Annotated in this window: 15 protein-coding genes and 1 pseudogene; 7 read left to right on the top strand and 9 right to left on the bottom strand. The window is 74.1% G+C overall.

The window, feature by feature from the left end; genetic code table 11:
• Nucleotides 1–86 precede the first annotated feature (86 nt).
• A complete protein-coding gene (locus M1P99_RS01770) occupies nucleotides 87–1,310 on the bottom strand; it encodes a hypothetical protein (RefSeq protein ID WP_304450948.1) in 1,224 nt (407 codons plus the stop codon).
• Nucleotides 1,311–1,662: 352 nt separating this feature from the next.
• On the opposite strand from M1P99_RS01770, the pseudogene M1P99_RS01765 reads away from it, so the two are divergent.
• The 3 genes and pseudogenes from M1P99_RS01765 to M1P99_RS01755 form a co-directional block, all read left to right on the top strand.
• Nucleotides 1,663–2,001 (top strand): annotated as a pseudogene (locus M1P99_RS01765) (hypothetical protein); the annotation flags it as partial.
• A gap of 230 nt (nucleotides 2,002–2,231) precedes the next feature.
• Nucleotides 2,232–4,409, top strand: a complete 2,178-nt coding sequence (locus M1P99_RS01760; RefSeq protein WP_304450947.1) for a CRISPR-associated protein — start codon at nucleotides 2,232–2,234, stop codon at nucleotides 4,407–4,409.
• A 192-nt stretch (nucleotides 4,410–4,601) separates the two neighbouring features.
• A complete protein-coding gene (locus M1P99_RS01755; RefSeq protein WP_304450946.1) occupies nucleotides 4,602–6,221 on the top strand; it encodes an alpha/beta hydrolase in 1,620 nt (539 codons plus the stop codon).
• Between the two features lie 92 nt (nucleotides 6,222–6,313).
• Here M1P99_RS01755 and M1P99_RS01750 read toward each other — a convergent pair whose 3' ends face one another.
• Nucleotides 6,314–7,372, bottom strand: coding sequence for an AraC family transcriptional regulator (locus M1P99_RS01750; RefSeq protein ID WP_304450945.1), 1,059 nt, complete (start codon nucleotides 7,370–7,372; stop codon nucleotides 6,314–6,316).
• A 128-nt stretch (nucleotides 7,373–7,500) separates the two neighbouring features.
• Between M1P99_RS01750 and M1P99_RS01745 the strand changes: the two genes are divergently transcribed.
• The 3 genes from M1P99_RS01745 to M1P99_RS01735 all read left to right on the top strand — a co-directional run bounded on the left by M1P99_RS01745 (nucleotide 7,501) and on the right by M1P99_RS01735 (nucleotide 9,817).
• The gene (locus tag M1P99_RS01745) at nucleotides 7,501–7,923 is read left to right on the top strand and encodes a DUF6069 family protein (protein ID WP_304450944.1); all 423 of its coding nucleotides are present in this window, start codon (nucleotides 7,501–7,503) and stop codon (nucleotides 7,921–7,923) included.
• 86 nt (nucleotides 7,924–8,009) lie between these two features.
• Complete coding sequence (locus M1P99_RS01740) at nucleotides 8,010–8,171, top strand: hypothetical protein (RefSeq protein ID WP_304450943.1); 162 nt, start codon at nucleotides 8,010–8,012, stop codon at nucleotides 8,169–8,171.
• 170 nt (nucleotides 8,172–8,341) lie between these two features.
• Nucleotides 8,342–9,817 (top strand): UDP-N-acetylmuramoyl-L-alanyl-D-glutamate--2,6-diaminopimelate ligase, encoded by a 1,476-nt coding sequence (locus tag M1P99_RS01735; RefSeq protein ID WP_304450942.1) that lies wholly within the window; start codon nucleotides 8,342–8,344, stop codon nucleotides 9,815–9,817.
• Between the two features lie 46 nt (nucleotides 9,818–9,863).
• Here M1P99_RS01735 and pgl read toward each other — a convergent pair whose 3' ends face one another.
• From pgl to tkt, 5 genes are all read right to left on the bottom strand, one after another.
• A complete protein-coding gene (pgl, locus tag M1P99_RS01730) occupies nucleotides 9,864–10,610 on the bottom strand; it encodes a 6-phosphogluconolactonase (RefSeq protein ID WP_304450941.1) in 747 nt (248 codons plus the stop codon).
• A complete protein-coding gene (locus tag M1P99_RS01725; RefSeq protein WP_304450940.1) occupies nucleotides 10,607–11,533 on the bottom strand; it encodes a glucose-6-phosphate dehydrogenase assembly protein OpcA in 927 nt (308 codons plus the stop codon). Before M1P99_RS01725 ends, pgl begins: the two co-directional genes overlap by 4 nt.
• 25 nt (nucleotides 11,534–11,558) lie before the next feature.
• Complete coding sequence (gene zwf / locus M1P99_RS01720; RefSeq protein WP_304450939.1) at nucleotides 11,559–13,109, bottom strand: glucose-6-phosphate dehydrogenase; 1,551 nt, start codon at nucleotides 13,107–13,109, stop codon at nucleotides 11,559–11,561.
• Between the two features lie 135 nt (nucleotides 13,110–13,244).
• The gene (gene tal, locus M1P99_RS01715; protein ID WP_304450938.1) at nucleotides 13,245–14,351 is read right to left on the bottom strand and encodes a transaldolase; all 1,107 of its coding nucleotides are present in this window, start codon (nucleotides 14,349–14,351) and stop codon (nucleotides 13,245–13,247) included.
• An 87-nt stretch (nucleotides 14,352–14,438) separates the two neighbouring features.
• Nucleotides 14,439–16,532 (bottom strand): transketolase, encoded by a 2,094-nt coding sequence (gene tkt, locus M1P99_RS01710; RefSeq protein WP_304450937.1) that lies wholly within the window; start codon nucleotides 16,530–16,532, stop codon nucleotides 14,439–14,441.
• A gap of 673 nt (nucleotides 16,533–17,205) precedes the next feature.
• Here tkt and M1P99_RS01705 point away from each other — a divergent pair.
• Nucleotides 17,206–18,168 (top strand): heme o synthase, encoded by a 963-nt coding sequence (locus tag M1P99_RS01705; protein WP_304450936.1) that lies wholly within the window; start codon nucleotides 17,206–17,208, stop codon nucleotides 18,166–18,168.
• A 61-nt stretch (nucleotides 18,169–18,229) separates the two neighbouring features.
• Here M1P99_RS01705 and M1P99_RS01700 read toward each other — a convergent pair whose 3' ends face one another.
• Both M1P99_RS01700 and M1P99_RS01695 read right to left on the bottom strand, forming a co-directional pair.
• A complete protein-coding gene (locus tag M1P99_RS01700; protein ID WP_304450935.1) occupies nucleotides 18,230–18,748 on the bottom strand; it encodes a DUF1203 domain-containing protein in 519 nt (172 codons plus the stop codon).
• A gap of 243 nt (nucleotides 18,749–18,991) precedes the next feature.
• Nucleotides 18,992–19,405: a hypothetical protein gene (locus M1P99_RS01695; RefSeq protein WP_304450934.1), complete on the bottom strand. Its 414-nt coding sequence runs from the start codon at nucleotides 19,403–19,405 to the stop codon at nucleotides 18,992–18,994.
• Nucleotides 19,406–19,426: the final 21 nt, after the last annotated feature.

The raw sequence follows: 19,426 nt of genomic DNA, 5'->3' as shown, positions 1-19,426 counted from the left end.
CCACCGCGACCCGCGCGCCGCCGGTCCGCGCCGGGCCGGGGCCCCGACCGGGAGCGGGACGCGCGGCCCGCCGGGCGGTGCCGTCCTCACCCGTCGATGGCCTCGGCCAATGCCTCCAACAGGTCGGCGCGCAGGTCGGCGTCGTCCTGGGCGCCGACCCACCGCGAGGGCACGTCCGGGGCCGCGGCTCCGGGGACGGCCGCACCCCGCGCGGACCCGCTCCGGGCTCCGGCGTGCGCGACCGCCTCTCCGGGGCCGCCCTCGTCGAGCACGTCGCGCAGCAGGGAGTCGAGCGCGCCCTGGGGGTCGGCGTCGAAGACCGCGCGTTCCTGCTGGGCCCGGTCGGCGAGGGTGCGCGCGGTGCGGGCCAGCCAGTCCCGTTCCACCGCGTCCAGGACCTCCCGCCTCGTGGGCGCGTCCGGCCGCGTTCCGTGCGTGTCCGGCACCGGGGCGTAGGGCGCGCTGCGGGCCCGGCCGCGCGCCTGCTGCACCAGGTGGAAGTGGTCGGGCATGTCCACGGCCATCCGGCCCAGCACGCCCGTGAGCCGACGGGCCACGTCCTCGCCGCTGATGGTCGGCAGCAGTTGCCGCAGGAGCAGCCGTCGGCGCTGGTCGGGGGTGCGGCCCGGGTCGGCGTCGCGGCCGCAGGCCAGTTCGGCGAGCTTGCGCAGGAGGTAGTCGCCGGTGGCTGTGGAGACCATGGGCGGTTCCTTGACCGCGGTGAGGGAGCGCCCGTGCAGGTCGGCGACGGGCACGGCGCTGCCGTCCTCGGTGAAGGAGGCGTTCTCGCCCTGGTGGATCTCCTCGGGCAGGTCGGCGGCGGGGTTGCCCCAGCCCGCGGTGAGCACCAGCATGGCCAGCGCCTCCTGCTCGACCACGTCGGTGGCCACCCGCGCCACGTCCCGGCGCTGGGCCCAGCGCCGGGGGCGCTCGGAGAAGGCGCAGCGCACCGTGCCGTTGGCGGCGTGCTGGGGGTAGACGCGCCGCAGGTTCTTGTAGGAGCGGTCGCGGCGGATGTCGTCCAGGGCATCACGAAGCCGGTGGGCCGCGGTGCGGTCCACCGAGCCGTCCCGCGGCGCCGCGCGTCGCATACGCACGGCGAGGACGCTGTCGGGGTCGCCCTGGTGGACCGGGCACGGGCAGTGCTCGGCGCACAGGTCGACGTAGTCGCAGAACTGCTCGGAATGGCCGGCGCAGCCCTGGGCGGTTCCGTCCGTGGAGCAGGGCCCGCACCCGATCACACGCGTGAAGGCGCGCAGGAACGAGGCGGAACCGAACAGCTCCCAGGCGGAGCAGTGGTGCGTGCTCACGAACTCTTCTCCCCGGTGTGATCCGGGGCCGGGTCGCTTTCCCAGCCCTCCGGGAAAGCGCGTGAAAGAGACGCGAGACCTCAGCTGACACCCCCGCTTCCACGGGAGGTCACACGCCAAAATAGTTCCGCCGTGAGGAAACTGTCAATTGCCTCCGGGGTGGGAGAAGCGCCGCCGACCCATTCGAATCGGTCATTGGCAACAACGGTCTCAATTATTTCGTCGCAGCGGGTCGCACAAGGTCGCGCGGCTGTGTCCGAGAGACTGCGGTGAGACCCCCCGGGCAGGGGGTGACACAGGTGGCCGCGGCACACCGACGCGGGCACGCGCCGAGAGGAACGGAGGTCGCCGGATGCCGGTGGTCAACCTGACGCCGCATGTGGTGACAGTCGTCGACGCCCGCTCGCGTGTCATCCAGCGCTGGCCGCGCGCCCCCGAACCGGCGCGGGTCGAGGCGGTGCGCGTCCCGGTGCGCGGTGCGGCGGGCGTCCCCGCGGGCGTGCCCCTGGTCGCGGAGAGACGCACCCGCGCCAACCTGCCCGAACCGCAGGAGGGCGTGTGGTTCATCGTCTCCTCCGTGGTCGGATCGGCCCACCCCGAGCGCCGGGACCTGCTCGTGCCCTCGGACCTGGTCCGCGACGGCAAGGGCGTGGTGACCGCGTGCCGGTCGTTCGTGATCAGCGGAACCCCGGTCAGGGCTTCGCCGGACCAGGGCAGGACGGCTCCGGAGCCGGGGCGCAAGGGCGGCCGGGACCAGGGCCAGGGGGCGGCCGGGGGCCGGGGCAGGGCCGGGGACGGGGAGCGGACGGCGGACAAGGAGAAGGACATGGTGGGCTCGTGACCGGTGGGCGCGACCGGAGGGGAGCGGCACCGGCCCGGTACCGTGGACCCGCGCACACGCCCCGGACCGAGAGGGAGGTCGTGGACAGCCCCCGTGCCGCCGTGGTGCTCGTCGGACGGAGTCCGACCCCCGCCCTGCTGTCCGCGCTGACCCTGAGGGCCGAGCGGCTGGTCCTGGTGGCCAGCGACGGCACCCTGCGGGTGGCGCGCCGGGTGGCCGCGGCCGTGGAGGCCCTGACCGACACGGCCTCGGTGCGCGTGCTCAGCGTGGGTCCGGACCCGCACGACTTCCAGGCGGCCGAGGACGCGCTGGCCACCGTGCACCGGTCGCTGGGCGCGGCGCCCTGGTTCCTGGACTACACCGGGGGGACGAAGGTCATGAGCGTGGCTGCGGCGCTCTTCCACGACCGCGTCCTGCCCCCGGACCGCCACCCGGCGACCCGACGGTGGCGCCACTACCTCGACCCCGGCCGCGACGCCCTGCGCACCCACGACCCCGCCTGGCCCGAACGCCCCGTCGACACCGGCCGCGTGGACCTGCGGACCCTGGCGCGCGTGCACGGCGCCGAGTGGTGCGATGACCGCGACCCCGAACCCGTGCGCCTGGTCGCCCAGGGCGGCCGGCAGGCCCTCGACGCCCGGTATCCGGACCTGGCGCCCGCGGTCCGGCGCGGTGTGATCGCCGAGGGGCGCGTGCTGTCCCACCTGCGCCGCCACCTGGCCGCGGCACCCGACACCGAGGTGCTCGGCCCCCGCCGGGTCGCCGACCCCTTCCACGCCGACGGCTCGATCGCCGACTTCGACGCCCTCGTCCGGCACGGCCACCGGGTGCTGTGCGTGGAGGCCAAGACCCGGCCCGGCGACGTCGTGGGCCGCGCAGGGTGGACCGTGGCCAAGGCGCGCCGCGTCTTCGGCACGGCCGCCCAGGTGCTCTTCGTCCACACCGGGCCCGCCGTGCCGAGCCTGCGCGAGCAGATCACCGCCGTCAACCCCGCTCTGACCGCCCGCCAGGTCCACGTGTGGAGCATGGCCGACTTCCTCGGGCGGCTCACGTCCTTCGACGACCTGCGCAGGGCCTTCTTCCCCCCGCCGATGCCCCTGCGCCCTCCCACGGGGCGCGGCGCCGAGCCCGAGCCGCCCCCGTCGCCGCCGGCCTCCCGGCCCCGCCCCCCGGAGCGGCATCCCGGCCCCGGCGAACGCCCCCGCCTGGTCACCTCCCTCGGAGGCAGCCGCCTGGGGACCCTCACCGCCCTGCACGCCCACCGCCCCGGCCGGACCCTGGTCCTGCCCTCCCGGCAGAGCGTGCGCGACCACGTCCGCGAGTCCGCCGCACGCACCCTGTACGCGGCCGAGCGCCCGGGCGACCCCCGGCCGGACGCGGCCCGCCTCAAGGAGACCGGCTACCGCGACCGGGTCCGCTTCACGGCCGACCCCGTGGAGGGCTCCGACGCCGACGCGGTCGCCGCCGTGGCCCTGGAGTGGCTGGCGGCCGAGGGCGGCGCCGTCGAGGACGGCGCGGCGCCCCCGGCGGTGATCGCCGACATCACCACCGGCACCAAGGCGATGAGCCTGGGGCTGGCCCTGGCCGCCCGGGAGGTCGGCGCCTGCACCACCTACCAGCTCGTCCACCGGCGCTCGATCGTGTGCCTGGTCCACGGCGAGGCGGCCCTGAGGGGCCGGGCGGCGGTGGACTGGCCCCTGGTCCTGCCCGGGTACGCCCCCCTCGCGGGCCCGCTGGAGGCGCGGGTCGGTCCGGTGGCGCGCACCCAGGTGGACACCCGGCTCCTGGACGCGGCCCGGGTCGAGCTCGCACGCGCCGCCTCCGGGCCGGTGAGCGTGTGGATGGACGCCTCCCTGACCGACCCCGAGGAGTCGCTCACGGCCCAGGAGCGCCCCAGCCTCGTCCTCACCTTCGGCGACCGGGCGGTGGGCCTGACCGCTCCCTCCTGGCGGCGCCTGCGGTCGCGCGGGGCCGAGCCGCGCGCGGTCTCCCGCGGCGCGTGGGCGCAGAGCGTCTTCGCCGCCACCACGCACCTCGGTGTCCGCTGCGACGTGGCGGGCACGGTCCTGGCGCTGAGCCGGCCGGGCGCCGACGTCGGCCGGGCGGGTGAACTCGTGGAGTGGATCGCCCACGCCGACCCGCGGGACCGGCAGCCCGGGGAGGGCCTGGCGTTCGGCGAACCGCTGCGGCCGCTCCTCGTGGCCGCCGCCCCGGGCGCCCTGCCCGCCGTCCTGTCCACGGACGTCAGCCGGCTCTGAGCGCGCCCGCCCCTGGCCGCGCGCACCGCGCCGGACCACGGGTGCACGGTGTGACCGGTCGTGCCGGGATCTGTCACGTGTCCCGATCTTGACATCCGCGCGAGAACCGCAGGCCCGGAGAACCCGTCTACGTCGGCGACACCATCACGCCCGGCCGCTCCTCGGCCGGGCCGACAGAAACGGAGCCGCCGCATGCGGTACGGCGCACGGGCCCTGGCGGCCGGTCTGGCCACGGTCCTGGTCGGCGGTTGCACGGCCGTCCCCGACCTCTTCCCGGCGGCCGGGGGACCGCCGGGGACGGGCGGTTCGGCCCAGCCGGCCGCACCGGCGCGGTTCGCGGGCCAGGACGTCGAGTGGGCGCCCTGCCACACCGGCGACGACCTGGACGCGGCGGTCGAGGAGGGTGGCGAGCGCGACTGGCTGTCGGCCCTGGAGTGCGGCACGGTCGCCGTGCCGCTCGACTACGCCGATTCCGGGGGCCGGACCATCGACCTGCACCTCGTCCGCGCCGCGGCGACCGGGGACGGGGAGCGGATCGGCTCCCTGGTCATCAACCCCGGCGGCCCCGGGGTGACCGGCTCGGAGGCCCTGTTCTGGGAGACGCTCAGCCCCCGCGTGCGGGCCTCCTTCGATCTGGTCTCCTTCGACCCGCGCGGCGTCGGCCGGAGCGAGGGCCTTGAGTGCGGGAACTGGGACGCCATCGACCGGGCCATGGTCACGATGGCCGGCACCGAACCCGCCGACCTGGTCCCCGAGCAGCTGGAGCCCCTGGAGGAGGCGGCGCGCGAGTACGCAGACGACTGCGCCGACACGGCGGGGGAGGACTTCCTCCGCACCATCGGCACCGTGAACGTCGTGCGGGACCTGGACATCATCCGCGACGCGCTCGGCGACGACGAGCTCAGCTTCCTCGGCTTCTCCTACGGCACCTACGTCGGCGCGCTGTACGCCGAGACCTTCCCCCACCACACCCGGGCCCTGGTCCTCGACGGCGCGGTCGAGACCGACCACAGCAACGCCGAGTCCGCCTACGAGCAGGCCCTGGGCTTCCAGGCGTCGTGGGAGCACTTCGTCGAGTACTGCGTGTCGGACCTGACGGAGTGCCCCTTCGACGGCGCGGAGGGGGCGGAGGCCGCCATGGACGACGTCCTCGCCCGGCTGGACGCCGATCCGCCCATGGTCGGCGAGCAGCCCGTCGGCTCCGCCGACTTCTCGTGGATGGTCATGATGGCGCTCTACGACGAGTTCCTGTGGGAGGACATCGCGCAGGCGGTCCTCGCGGTGCGCGACGGGGACGACGAGGCGATCGACACCTGGTTCCCCGACCTGTACGACTACGCCTTCGAGACCGCCGGCACGTCCGTCCCCCGCTCCGTCGACGCGGCCCCGATGGACGACACCGCGGCCATGACCGCGATCAACTGCGCCGACCGCGACGACCCCGAGGACATCGAGGCCTACCGCGAGGCCACCGTACGGGAGGCCGAGGCCGCGCCCCACTTCGGCGGAGGGGTGTGGGCGGTGGTGCCGTGCGCCTACTGGACCGAGACGGAGGAGGCGCCCACGGGGTTCACCGCCCCCGACGCCCCGCCGGTCGTGGTCGTCGGCACGCTCGGCGACCCGGCCACGCCGTACGCGTGGGCGCAGGAGCTCGCGGAGCAGCTCGAGACGGCGACTCTGGTGACCTACGAGGGCGGGGGACACACCATCTACGGCTACGGTGTCAGCGCGTGCGTGGACGACGCGGTCGACGCCTACCTCATCGACGGGACGCCTCCAGAGGAGGCACTGTCCTGTCCCGGGGAGTTGTAGGGCGGCCACGGAGGTCACGGCGCCGTCGGTCCCGGTGGGGGCCGTCCCGCTGTTCACGGGCGCCCCCTCGGGGCGCTCCTGCGGCCGACCCCCTACGTGCTGGTGTGCGTCCCGCTGTTCGCCGTGCCCACGTGGCGTTCGCCCTCCTCCGGCGGCGCGCCCGCGCGGTAGCGGCCGGGCGGCAGGCCGAACTCGCGCTTGAACGCGTTGGCGAAGGCGAACTGCGACCCGTAGCCCACTTGCGCCGCGATCGCGCTGAGCGGCAGGTCGCCCTTCCGCAGCAGGTGCGCGGCGATCGTCAGCCGCCACCAGGTGACATAGGCGAGCGGGGACTGGCCGACCATGCCCGTGAAGCGCTTGGAGAAGGCCGCGCGGGAGAGCCCCGCGCGCTCGCCCAGCTCCGCGACCGACCACGGATGGGCCGGGTCCTCGTGTACCGCCCGGACCGCCGCGCTCACCGCCGGATCGCGCAGCGCGCCGACCCAGCCGCAGCTGTGGGCCTGGCCCTGCTCCTCCAGGTACGCCCGCAGGATGAACAGCAGCAGCATGTCCAGCAGGGAGGGGATGATCGCGTCGCTGCCCTCCCGGGGCCGGTCCAGTTCGCCGCCCAACAGGTCCACGGCCGCCGCCAGCTCCGGACGCGCGCCCACGCGGTGCGGCAGGTGGACCACCCGGGGGAGCTCGGTGAGCAGCGGATGGCGCCGGTTCGTGCACGAGTGGTAGGAGCCGCCGACCGTGACGCAGGCGGGCACACCGCCGTCGGCGCGGTCGCCGATCGCGGCCGACCGGAACGGCCGCAGGCCCTCGCGCCCGCAGACCAGATCGGCCACGGGCGCGCCGGGTCGGCCGCCGCCCAACTCGGCCCCGCCCTCGCTCAGGTGCGCCGCGCCGCGCAGGTCGGTGACGGGGGTCCCCGGGGAGTCGGCCAGCGTGTAGCCCTGGCCGTGCGGGAGGAACACCACGTCGCCCACGGCCAGCCTGCGGGGCTCCTCACCCTCCACGAACAGCTGGGACGATCCCTGGAGAACGACCTGGAACGACCCGCCGCCGCTCCCGGGCAGGCGCAGCCCCCAGGGCGCGTACCACTCGACCCGGGCCGCGACCGGCCGACCGGTCCGGACGGTGGTGATCACGTCGCTGAGTACGTCCATGCCGCGATCATATCCCACGACATGTTGCGGTGGACGATCACGTATATAAGGGATCGCTTCGCGCATTGGAAGTATCGAAGGCCGTGAGTACGGTCGATCCCGTACCTACCAGAGACAGGGAAGCGACCATGACCACGACCACCACCTCCCCCGAGACCGTTCGCCGCGCCTGGCCGCTCCGGCTGGGCGCCGTCGCCGCCGCGACCGTCGTCAACGCGCTGATCGGCGCCCTGGCCCCGCTCACGGGCGTCAGTATGGTGATCTCGATGCCGGGCATGGAGCCCGGTCCGGTTCCGGTGGCCGCCTTCGCCATGTGGACGGCGGTCTTCGGCCTCCTCGGATGGGGCACCCTCGCCCTGGCCGAGCTCGTTCTCAGGAATCGCGCCCGGGTGGTGTGGACGACCGCAGCGGTGGTCGTCCTCCTGCTGTCGTTCCTGCCGTCGATGTCCGTCGGCGGGGACGCCGCCACCGAGGGGGTCCTGCTGTTCACGCATGTCGTGGCGGCCGCGATCCTCATCCCGGTGTTCTGGCGCTCCGCTCGGACCGCCTGACCCGGCCCGTACCGCGGGCCGGTCCCCGGAGGTCTACCGGGGCCCGGCCCGCCGCCGCGCGCGGGCCCTGCGCGTACACTCAGAGCATGGATGGCGCACACGCGGTGAGGCAGGGCCCGGTCCGGGCCTCCCGTGTGACGCCCTCGACCGCCGACACCGCCGACACCGCCGCGACGGTCAGCCGGTCCACCTCCGTCGTGCCGGAGGCCCCCCGCACCGGCCTCCGGGCCCTGCACGGCCACGGTTAGCGACCTCACCGCCACCTCCTCCGGCCCTGCCCGCCGTTCCGGCGGCCCCTCCGCTGCGCCCGCGATCCCGCCCGGCGCCGCCCCACTCCCCGCCAGCCCGCGGCGATCCCGTCGGCTGCGCCCACCGGTACCGGTCGTTCGACGGCCGCGCCACTCCCGAAGGGACCGCTGTGAAACTGAGCGAGCTGCTGAACGGCCACGACCACCAGGTACTGCGCGGCGACCGGGACGTCCCGATCACCGCGGCGCCCTGCCTGGACGCCGACCGGGTCACCACCGGATCCCTCTACGTCGCCCGGCCCGCGCACCCGACCGGAGGCACCGAGGGCCTCGGCACGGCGATCGCGCGGGGCGCCGCCGCCATCCTGGTGGAGGGGGAGGTACCGGACGGCGCCTGGCGCCAGGCCACCGACGTGTGCGTGGTGCGCGTGCCCGACACCCGCACCGCCGTCGCGCTCGTGTCGGTGCGCTTCCACGGCGAACCGGGCCGCGGCATGGACGTCGTGGCCATCACGGGCACCAACGGCAAGACGTCGGTGTCGTCCATGTACGAGTCGCTGCTGAGGATCTCCAAGCGCGCCCGGGTCGGGGTGATCGGGACCTCCGGCGCGCGGACCGGGGACGACCGGATCCCCATGCCCAGGTCGGTACTGAGTACGCCCGAGGCACCGGACCTGCAGTACCTCCTGGCGCGGATGCGCGCACGGGGCTGCGACAGCGTCGTCCTGGAGGCCACGTCCATGGGATTGCTGAACCACCGGGTGGACGGGTCGTGCGTGGACGTGGGCGTCTTCACCAACCTGTCCCAGGACCACCTCGACGACCACGGCACGATGGAGAGCTACCGGGACGCCAAGCTGCTGCTGTTCGGCGGAATGTGCCGACGCGCGGTGGTCAACGCCGACGACCCCGTCGGCGCCGGGATCCCCGCGCTGATGCCGGGCGCGGTGACCACCTACGCCATCGACGCCCAGGCCGACTACCGGGCCACCGACCTCGTCGTCGACGCCTCGGGGACGCGCTTCGTCCTCCACCACGACGGCCGCAAGTACCCCGCGGCCGTGCCCGTGCCGGGCCGCTTCTCGGTGTCCAACGCCCTGGCCGCCCTGGCCGCCTGCCACCTGCTGGGACACGAGCTCGGGAGCCTGCTGGCCGCGCTGGAGCGGATGCCGCAGATCCCGGGCCGGTTCGAGCACTTCGGCACACCGGACGGCGTCTCGGTCATCGTGGACTACGCCCACTCACCGGACTCGCTGGACAAGGTCCTCACCACGATCCGCGGCTTCGCCCCCGGCCGGGTCATCACCGTCTTCGGCTGCGGCGGGGACCGCGACACCACCAAGCGCGCCTGGATGGGCGAGATCGCGGGCACCTACTCCGACCTGTGCGTCCTGACCTCGGACAACCCGCGCCACGAGGACCCCGAGACGATCATGGACCAGGTCGCCCAGGGCCTGCGGCGGACCGGCACGCCCTTCGAGCGGGTCGGCGACCGCCACCGGGCCATCGCCCTCGCACTGGCCGGCGCCCGCGCGGGGGACGTCGTCCTGGTCGCGGGCAAGGGCAGCGAGGCCTACCAGATCGTCGGCGACGACCTGCTGCCCTTCGATGACATGTCGACCGTGCGCGAGCTCTCCCCGGCCTGATCCCGGCGCCGCCGCCCGCCCCGGGCGCACCCGGGGCGGACCGCGGTCAGATCCGCGCGGCGGCGGCCTCGTCGACCCAGAACAGGGTGCGCTCCCGGCCCCGCGCCCCCGCCACGGGGGCCTCGTCCGTACTGCCTCCGGCCAGCCCCAGCCGGACCGGCTCGGCCTTGCCCTCGCCCGAGGCCAGGACCCACACCTCACGGGCGGACCGCAGGGCCGGCATGGTCAGCGTGACCCGGCGCGACGGCGGCTTGGGCGAGTCGCGTACCGCCGCCACCGACGCCTCGTCCTCACGCACCTCCGGCAGGCCCGGGAACAGCGACGCGACGTGCGCGTCGGGGCCCACGCCGAGCATGCACACGTCGAAGTCGGGGACCGACGCCTCACCGCGGGCGGCCCGCGTCAGCTCGCGCTTGTAGCGCGTGGCCGCGTGTTCCACGTGGTCGCCGTCCATCCCGTCCGAGGCGGGCATGGGGTGCACGTGGTCGGACGGGATGTCGATGTGGTCGATCAGCGCCTCGCACGCCTGCGTCTCGTTGCGCTCGGCGTCCTTGCTGGGCAGGAAGCGCTCGTCCCCCCACCACAGGTGCACGCGCGACCAGTCCAGGCCCTCGCGCTCGGCGGACCGGCGCAGCGACCGCAGCGCCGCGATCCCGATCCCGCCGCCCGTCAGCACCAGGTGGGCCACGTCCCGCTCCGCCAGCGCCGCGTTGGTCCGCTCCACCAGCGCGTCGGCGATCGCGTCGGCCAGGGTTCCGCCGTCGGGGTGGCGGACGACCTCCGGTTCAGTCATCCTTGTCCTCCGCTTGGGGTGAGCGAGGCCCCCAGGTGGCGGGCCGCGCTCTCGTAGGTCTCGTCGGCGTCCAGTCGGCGCAGCTCCTCGGCCAGGGCCTGGGAGGCGCTGCGCCGGGCCAGCGCCACGGTCTGGTCCGGCTGGCCGAACCGGGACAGGGTGGCCACCCGCCCGTCCACACGGGAGATGGTGATGTCCCCGTGCTCGGTGGTCAGCCGCACCTCGGTCAGGCCGGGACCGTGGGAGGACGCCCGCTCCACGGACACCTCCAGACGGTCCGACAGCCACGACGCCATGAGCTCCGCGCTCGGGTAGTAGTCCTCGGCCGTCACCCGGGCCGACGTGACCCACCCGCAGGGCTGGTCCATGGCGCTGGCCAGCAGCGAGCGCCAGGGGGTCAGCCGCGTCCAGGTCAGGTCGGTGTCACCCGGCCGGTAGTTGGCCACGCGGTCGGCGAGGTCGCGCACCGGGTCGGGAGCGCGCAGGGCGTCGGTGATCCGGCGCTGGGCCAGGCGGCCCACCGGGTCCTCGGCGGGGGCGACCGGGCCCACGCCCGGCCACCACGCCACGACCGGCGCGTCCGGCACCAGCAGCGGCGTGACCACGGAGTCGGCGTGCTGGCCCAACGGGCCGTACAGGCGCAGCAGCACGGCCTCGCCCGGACCGGACGTGCCCGGCCGGCGGATCTCGGCGTCGATCGCCGGCTCGGCGTCCGGGTCGCGCCGGATGAGCGCGACCACGCGCGAGGGGTGCTCGTGGCCGGCCTCGGTCGCGGCGCGCACGGCGTCGTAGTGGTCCGCCTCGTCGGTGACGATGACCAGGGTCAGGACCATGTTCATGGCGCCGCCGCCGACGCTGTGCCGCTCGGCCATGAGCGCCTCGGTGATCTGCGCCGTGGTGGTACGCGGCAGATAGAGCGTCATCGAACCCTCCGCAAGGCGATGGTGGTCACGGGCGCCGCCACTGGCGGCCGTCCCTGGCGAGCAGCGCGTGGGCGGACTCCGGCCCCCACGTGCCCGACCCGTACTGCTCGGGTCGTCCCTCCTTGGCCCAGAACTCCTCGACCGGGTCCAGGATGCGCCAGGACAGCTCGACCTCCTCCTGGCGCGGGAAGAGCGGCGGGTCGCCGATCAGCACGTCCAGGATGAGGCGCTCGTAGGCCTCGGGGCTGGCCTCGGTGAAGGACTGCCCGTAGGTGAAGTCCATGCTGACGTCGCGCACCTCCATGGTGGCGCCCGGCACCTTGGAACCGAACCGCAGCGTCACCCCCTCGTCGGGCTGGATGCGCAGGACCAGGGCGTTCTGCCCGAGCTCGCTGACGTCGGTGCGCGGGAACATCTGCTGCGGTGCCGCCTGGAACACCAGGGCCACCTCGGTGACGCGGCGGCCCAGCCGCTTGCCGGTGCGCAGGTAGAAGGGCACACCCGACCAGCGCCGGGTGTCCACCGCCAGCTTCAGCGCCGCGTAGGTCTCGGTGACCGAGTCGGACGGGATACCGTCCTCCTCCAGGTAGCCGCGGACCGAGGCGCCGCCCTGCCAGCCGGCCGCGTACTGGCCGCGCGCGGTCCCGCTCGCCAGATCGTCGGGCAGCGACACCGCGGAGAGCACCTTCTCCTTCTCCGCGCGGATCGCGTCGGCGCTGTAGGAGACCGGCTCCTCCATGGCCACCAGCGCCAGCAGCTGCAGCAGGTGGTTCTGGATGACGTCGCGTGCCGCACCGATGCCGTCGTAGTAGCCCGCGCGCCCGCCCACGCCGATGTCCTCGGCCATGGTGATCTGCACGTGGTCCACGTAGCTGCGGTTCCACAGCGGCTCGAACAGCGTGTTGGCGAAGCGCAGCGCCAGGATGTTCTGGACCGTCTCCTTGCCCAGGTAGTGGTCGATGCGGAACACCGACGACGGCGGGAACACGTCGTCCACCACCGCGTTGAGCTCCTGGGCGCTCTCCAGGTCGTGGCCGAACGGCTTCTCGATCACCACCCGCCGCCACGGCACGATGGAGCCGTTGGTGTCGCGCTCCCGGGGCTCGGCCAGGCCGCTGCGCTTGAGCTGGGTGACCACGGTCGGGAAGAGCTTGGGCGGCAGCGACAGGTAGAACGCGTAGTTGCCGCCCGTGCCGCGCGCGGAGTCGAGCTCGCGCACGGTCGCGGCCAGGCGGTCGAAGGCGTCGTCGTCGTCCAGGTCGCCCTGAACGAATCGGACGCCCTCACTGAGCTGGCGCCACACGTCCTCGCGGAAGGGTGTCCGGGCGTGCTCCCGGACCGCCTCGTAGGCCTGCGCGGCGAAGTCCTGGTGCTCCCAGTCGCGCCGCGCGAACCCCACCAGGCCGAAGCCCGGCGGCAGCATGCCGCGGTTGGCGAGGTCGTAGATGGCGGGCAGGAGCTTCTTGCGGGCCAGGTCGCCCGTCACGCCGAACAGCACCAGGACACTGGGGCCGGCGATGCGTGGCAGGCGTCGGTCCAGGGCGTTGCGGAGCGGGTTGGGTACCGCTCCCGGCATCACCGGTTCTTTCACAGCGGACTCTTCCTCGTCGAGAGCGGCCGGTGGATTCGTGGCTGGAGGCCGAGGGCGCAGAGCCGCGCCCGGGCCCGCTCCAGGGGCGCGGGCCCGGGCCGGTGCCGTGGACGCTCCGGGTCAGGAGAGCGCGTCGAGCTTGGCGGAGAGCCCCTTGAGCAGGCTCTCCCAGGAGTCGACGAACTTGGTGACGCCCTCCTCCTCCAGGAGCGCGAAGACCTCGGTGAGGTTCACGCCCGCGTTCTCCAGCGCGGCGAAGTCGGCCTGCGCCCGCTGGTAGGTGCCCAGGACGGTGTTGCCGGTGATCTCGCCGTGGTCGGCGGTCGCGTCCAGGGTCGCCTGCGGCATCGTGTTGACCGTGTCGCGGGCCACCAGCTCGGTGACGTAGCGGGTGTCCTCGAACGCGGGGTCCTTCACACCGGTGGACGCCCACAGCGGACGCTGCGGCGAGGCGCCGTGCGCGGCGAGGGCCTGCCACTCCTTGGAGGCGAAGACCTCCTCGTAGGCCTGGTAGGCCAGCCGCGCGTTGGCCACGGCGGCCCGGCCGACCAGGGCCTTGGCCTCGTCGGTGCCGATCGCCTTCAGGCGCTTGTCCACCTCGGAGTCCACGCGGCTGACGAAGAAGGACGCCACCGACTGGATCCGGGACAGGTCGTGGCCGTTGACACGGGCCAGCTCCATCCCCTCCAGGTAGGCGTCCATCACCTGGCGGTAGCGCTCCAGGGAGAAGATCAGCGTGACGTTGACGCTGATGCCCATGCCCAGGACCCGCGTGATCGCGGGCAGGCCCTCGGCGGTCGCGGGGATCTTGATCATCAGGTTGGGCCGGTCCACCAGCCACCACAGGGCCTTGGCCTCGGCGACGGTGCGCTCGGTCTCGCGGGCCAGGCGGGGGTCCACCTCCAGGGACACGCGGCCGTCGACGCGGTCGGTCGCGTCGTAGACCGGGCGCAGGGTGTCGGCGGCCCAGCGGATGTCGTAGGCGGTGAGCAGCCGGACGGCCTCGTCCACCGACACTCCGCGCACGCCCAGGTCGTGGACCTGGTCGTCGTAGGCGTCGCCCTCGGCGAGCGCCTTGTCGAAGATGGTCGGGTTGGAGGTGACGCCGACCACGTGGTGGGTCGACATCAGTTCGGCCAGGTTGCCCGTGCGCAGCCGCTCGCGGCTGATGTCGTCCAGCCAGACGGACACGCCCGCCTCGGACAGGGCCTTGAGTGCGTTGGTCATCTGATTCGCGCCTTCCTCACGGGGCGTTGCCGCCCTCTCGCACACAGGGGGCGGGCCCCGCCGGATGCTCCGGCGGGGCCCGCGACGTCAGCGTCCGGCTCGGGCCGCGCTGTCGTGGACGGCGGTCACGACGGCGTCGGCGGTGAGGCCGAACTTCTCGTACAGGGTCTGGTAGGGGGCGGAGGCACCGAAGTGCTCCAGGCTCACCGAGGCGCCGGCGTCGCCGACGTAGGAGCGCCACCCCATGGCGATACCGGCCTCGACCGAGACCCGGGTGCGCACCGAGGGGGGCAGGACCTGCTCCCGGTACTCCTGGCTCTGGGCCTCGAACCACTCCACGCACGGCATGGACACCACGCGGGTGGGCGTGCCGGCGGCCTCCAGCTCCCGGCGCGCCTCCAGGGCGATCGGCACCTCGCTGCCGGTGGCGATGATGATCGCCGCCGGGGTGCCGCCGTCGGCCTCGGCCAGGACGTAGCCGCCCTTGACCGCGTCCTCGGCCGGGGCGTATTCGCCGCGGTCCAGCACGGGCAGGTTCTGGCGGGTGAGGGCCAGCGCGGCCGGCCGGTCGGTGGTCTCCAGGACCTTGCGCCAGACCACGGCGGTCTCGTTGGCGTCGGCCGGCCGCACCACGTCCAGGCCGGGGATGGCGCGCAGCGACCACAGGTGCTCGACCGGCTGGTGCGTCGGGCCGTCCTCGCCCAGGCCGATGGAGTCGTGCGTCCACACGTAGGTGACCGGCAGCTTCATCAGCGCGGCCAGGCGCACGGCCGGGCGCATGTAGTCGCTGAAGACCAGGAAGGTGCCGCCGTAGGGCCGGGTGGGCCCGTGCAGGGCGATGCCGTTGAGGATCGAGCCCATGCCGTGCTCGCGGATGCCGAAGTGCAGCACGCGCCCGTACGGGTTGCCCGGGAACATGGTGCTGGCGCGGTCGAAGGGCAGGAAGGACGGCTCGCCCTTGGGCGTGGTGTTGTTGGAGCCGGCCAGGTCGGCCGATCCGCCCCACAGCTCAGGCAGCACCGGGGCGATGGAGCTGAGCACCTCGCCGCTGGCCTTGCGGGTGGCCATGCCCTTCTCGCTGGCTTCGAAGGACGGCAGCGACTCCTCCCAGCCGGCGGGCAGCTTGCCCGCCTGGAGGCGGTCGAACAGCTCGCCGTGCTCCTCCGCTCCGCGGCGCCAGGCCTGGAACGCCTTGTCCCACTCGGCGCGCGCCTCGCGGCCCCGGTCCAGGGCGCGGCGGGTGTGCTCGATCACCCGGTCCTCGACGGCGAAGGGCTCGTCGGGCAGGTCCAGGATCGCCTTGGTGGCGGAGATCTCGTCGGGGCCCATGGCCGCGCCGTGGATGGCGCCGGTGTTCTGCTTGTTCGGGGCGGGCCAGCCGATGACCGTGCGCAGCTTGATGAAGGTGGGGCGCTCGGTCTCGGCCTTGCCGCGCAGGATCGCCTGGTAGAGGGCGTCGATGTCCTCGGCGTACTCGCCGGTGGCGGTCCAGTCGACCTCCTCGACGTGCCAGCCGTAGGCGCGGTAGCGCTCCAGCACGTTCTCGGAGTGCGCGATCCGGGTGTCGTCCTCGATGGAGATCTGGTTGTCGTCCCAGATCATGATGAGGTTGCCCAGGTTCTGGGTGGCGGCCAGGGCGCTGGCCTCGTGGCTCACCCCCTCCTGGACGTCGCCGTCGGAGCAGAAGGCGAAGACGTGGTGGTCGAAGGGGCTCGCGCCGGGGCCGGCCTCGGGGTTGAACAGCCCGCGCTCGCGGCGCGCGGCCATGGCCATGCCGACGGCGTTGCCCACACCCTGGCCCAGGGGGCCGGTGGTGGTCTCGACGCCGGGGGTGTGGCCGACCTCGGGGTGGCCGGGCGTGAGGCTGTCCCACTGGCGCAGGGCCTTGAGGTCGTCCAGGGTCAGGCCGTACCCGGCCAGGTAGAGCTGGATGTACAGGGTGAGGCTGGAGTGGCCGATCGACAGCACGAACCGGTCCCGGCCGACCCAGTCGGGGGTGGCCGGGTCGTGCCGCATGACCTTCTGGAAGAGGAGGTAGGCGGCGGGAGCCAGGCTCATCGCGGTGCCGGGGTGTCCGTTACCCGACTTCTCGACGGCGTCCATCGCCAGGGCCCGAACGGTGTTGACGGCGCGGAGGTCGAGATCCGACCACTCCAGTGTCTGCGGGGTGTGGGCGTTCACGGACTTGCGTTCTCCTTCTCGGGCACCCGTCGTGCCCTGTGGGCGCGAGGGGCGGCTGTTGTGGGCTTTCGTCGTCGGCGCCGGAGTCCTCCGGCCCGGTGGCCGGACGGCCCCGCGAGGGGTGTGCGGGACACGTCACCGCCGACGCCGGATCCGGGACCCTGCGGTGCCTGCGTCATCAATCCGGACAACAGCCGCGGCGGTCTGGTAAGTCCCGACAGGGACGGCCAACCGCGAGCCTATCGTCCGAGGCTGATGATGTCGTTGCCCGACACCTCTCATTACCGCTGGGTAACCTCGTGGCCGCGGCCGACGGCGGCCCCGTCGGGGGCCCGCGCGGGCCCCCGTGCCCGCCCGGGCCGGGAGCGTGGCAGGCTGGAAGCACGGCGGGGCGTGTGCGAACCTTCTGCTGTGCCCGGCGGTCGAGGGCGGCACGGGGCCGCGGACCGGGCCCTCGCGTTGCGAGGGGGTTGGGGACCGGTTCGCGCGAGCTAGTACTACGATGTGTCGTTGACGGGGTTTTCGCTGATCCTGACGCACTGTCGGTCCGCTCGGCCCCGCGTGGCGAGTGTCGAGTTCCCTAGAGTCATCGAGGTATCCGCGTGTCAGATTCCGAGCCGGTACGCCCCACCCGGGCGCGAGCGAACCGTCCGGCCGAGGGGACGCGGGACTGATGGCCCTCGCAGACAGGGCCCCGCGCACGGACGCCGCCGAACAGACCGAAGCCCCCCGCAGGGCCACCCCGGGCCAGTACGTCCGCGCCTACGTCGCCCTCTCCAAGCCCCGCGTCATCGAGCTCCTGCTCATCACCACGATCCCGGTGATGTTCGTGGCCGCCGGAGGCGTGCCCCCGTTGTGGACCGCGGTCGCCACCCTGGTGTTCGGCACCATGTCGGCGGCCAGCGCCAACGCGATGAACTGCTACATCGACCGCGACATCGACCGTGAGATGCGTCGCACCCGCCAGCGCCCCGGCGCGATGGACCTGGTGACCCCGCGCGGTGCCCTCGCCTACGGCCTGGCCCTGGCGGTGGGGTCCACCCTCGGGTTCCTGCTGCTGGTCAACGTGCTCTCGGCCGTGCTGTCCGTCTTCGCGATCCTGTTCTACATCTTCGTCTACACCATGCTCCTCAAGCGGCGCACGGCGCAGAACGTGGTGTGGGGCGGCATCGCCGGGTGCATGCCGGTGCTGATCGGCTGGGCCGCGGTCACCAACAGCCTGGACTGGGCGCCCTTCGTGCTCTTCCTGGTCGTGTTCTTCTGGACGCCGCCGCACACCTGGACGCTGGCGATGCGCTACCGAGAGGACTACGCGGCCGCCAAGGTTCCGATGCTGCCCGTGGTCGCCAGCGACCGCCGCGTGCTGCTGGAGTGCGTGCTCTACAGCTGGGCCACCGCGATCGTCTCGCTCATCTTCTGGCCGGTCGCCGGGACGACGGTCTTCTACGGCGTGGTCGCGCTGGTCCTGGGCGCGCTGCTGGTCGTCCAGGCGCACCGGCTGCTCAGCCGCTCCCTCGCGGGGGTGAGCGGCGCCCGGCTCAAGACCATGGGCTTCTTCCACCTGTCCAACGCCTACCTGGCCCTGCTGTTCGTCGCGGTCACGGTCGACCCGCTCATCGCGGGCCTGCTGGCCTGAGCGCACGGAACGGACGGCGGCGGCACCCCACCTCGGGGCGCCGCCGCCGTCCGTTCGGGTCTCAGCGCAGTGGGCGGACCTCGGCCAGGAAGCAGCCGAAGACCACCGCGCGCACGTGGACCAGGGCCACCGCGGGATCGGCGAACACCTCCGCCAGGATCCCGTCGACCTCTCCGGCCCGCTCCTCGGGCAGTTCCACGGTGCGCCCGCCCAGGATCCGCCCCTGGGCGCTGTAGGCGCGCAGAACCCGCAGGGGCCCGTGCAGCCCCAGCGGATACCCGGTGCCCTGCGGCCCGTGGCACGGTTGCGCGTGGACGAAGACGGGGCCGACCTCGTCGTAGGGGCCGGGGTCCACGCCCCGCTCCCGGGCCCAGCCCCGCAGCGGGGCGTAGGAGACCAGCATGATGCGCTCGCCGGCCCGGCTCCCGCGCAGGCAGCAGCGCAGCGGGGCACCGCCCTCTCCGTCGGTGAAGCCCTTCCGGGCGCGTCCGGCGTCGTCGCCCGCGCGCAGCCGTTCCAGGACGCGCGGGGTGATCGGGTGTACCTCGTGCGATGCGGTCGTCGCCGTGTTCGTCGCCATGGGTCAAGCGTCGCGTGTTCGCGCCCGCGGTACCGGCGGTCATCGGACGTCGCGTTCCCGCGGCCCCCGGACGCCGGGGCGCGCCGGGGTCGCGGTCCGCACCCGGTGTCCCGGGGCGCGCCGGGGTCGCGGGGCGCGCCGGGGTCGCGGGCGTGGACGGAGGCCGTCCGCCGACGGGCCGGCCGGGTGGGGGACCGCACGGCCGGCCCGCCTCCGGCCGCGGGTCCGGGCCGCCGGCCCCGCTCAGGCGCGCGCCGCCGGGCGGGTCCAGGCCAGCGCGGCCGTCCAGCCGACCAGGCCCATCAGGACCACGGCCAGGGGCACATGGGCCTGCAGCGGCCCGTAGGTGCCCAGGGCCGCCTGGAGGAATCCCAGGGCGAACGCCACCAGGCTCAGCACCGCGAGCCCCAGTGCCGCGCGCCGTGCGCGCGTCCACAGCCACGCGGCCGCCAGCAGCTGCGCTCCGGCGGCCGCGTGGACGCCGAACGCGCCGAAGTAGTGGAACGGGAGCGCCTCGGTGTTGAAGGTCACCAGCTGGCCGGCGGTGGCGCCCTCCCACAGCAGGGCGGCGAGGTGCAGCAGGACGGTGACGCGCAGTGCCGTCAGGGGAGCCCCGGTGGCGGGGCCGGTCGAGGTGGTGTGCGCGGGTCGGTCCATGGAACGGCCTCCAGGTTTGGT

It is taken from the genome of Nocardiopsis sp. YSL2 (genome assembly GCF_030555055.1).
Classification (GTDB): Bacteria; Actinomycetota; Actinomycetes; order Streptosporangiales; family Streptosporangiaceae; genus Nocardiopsis.
This window is presented reverse-complemented; position numbering and strand designations above follow the sequence as displayed.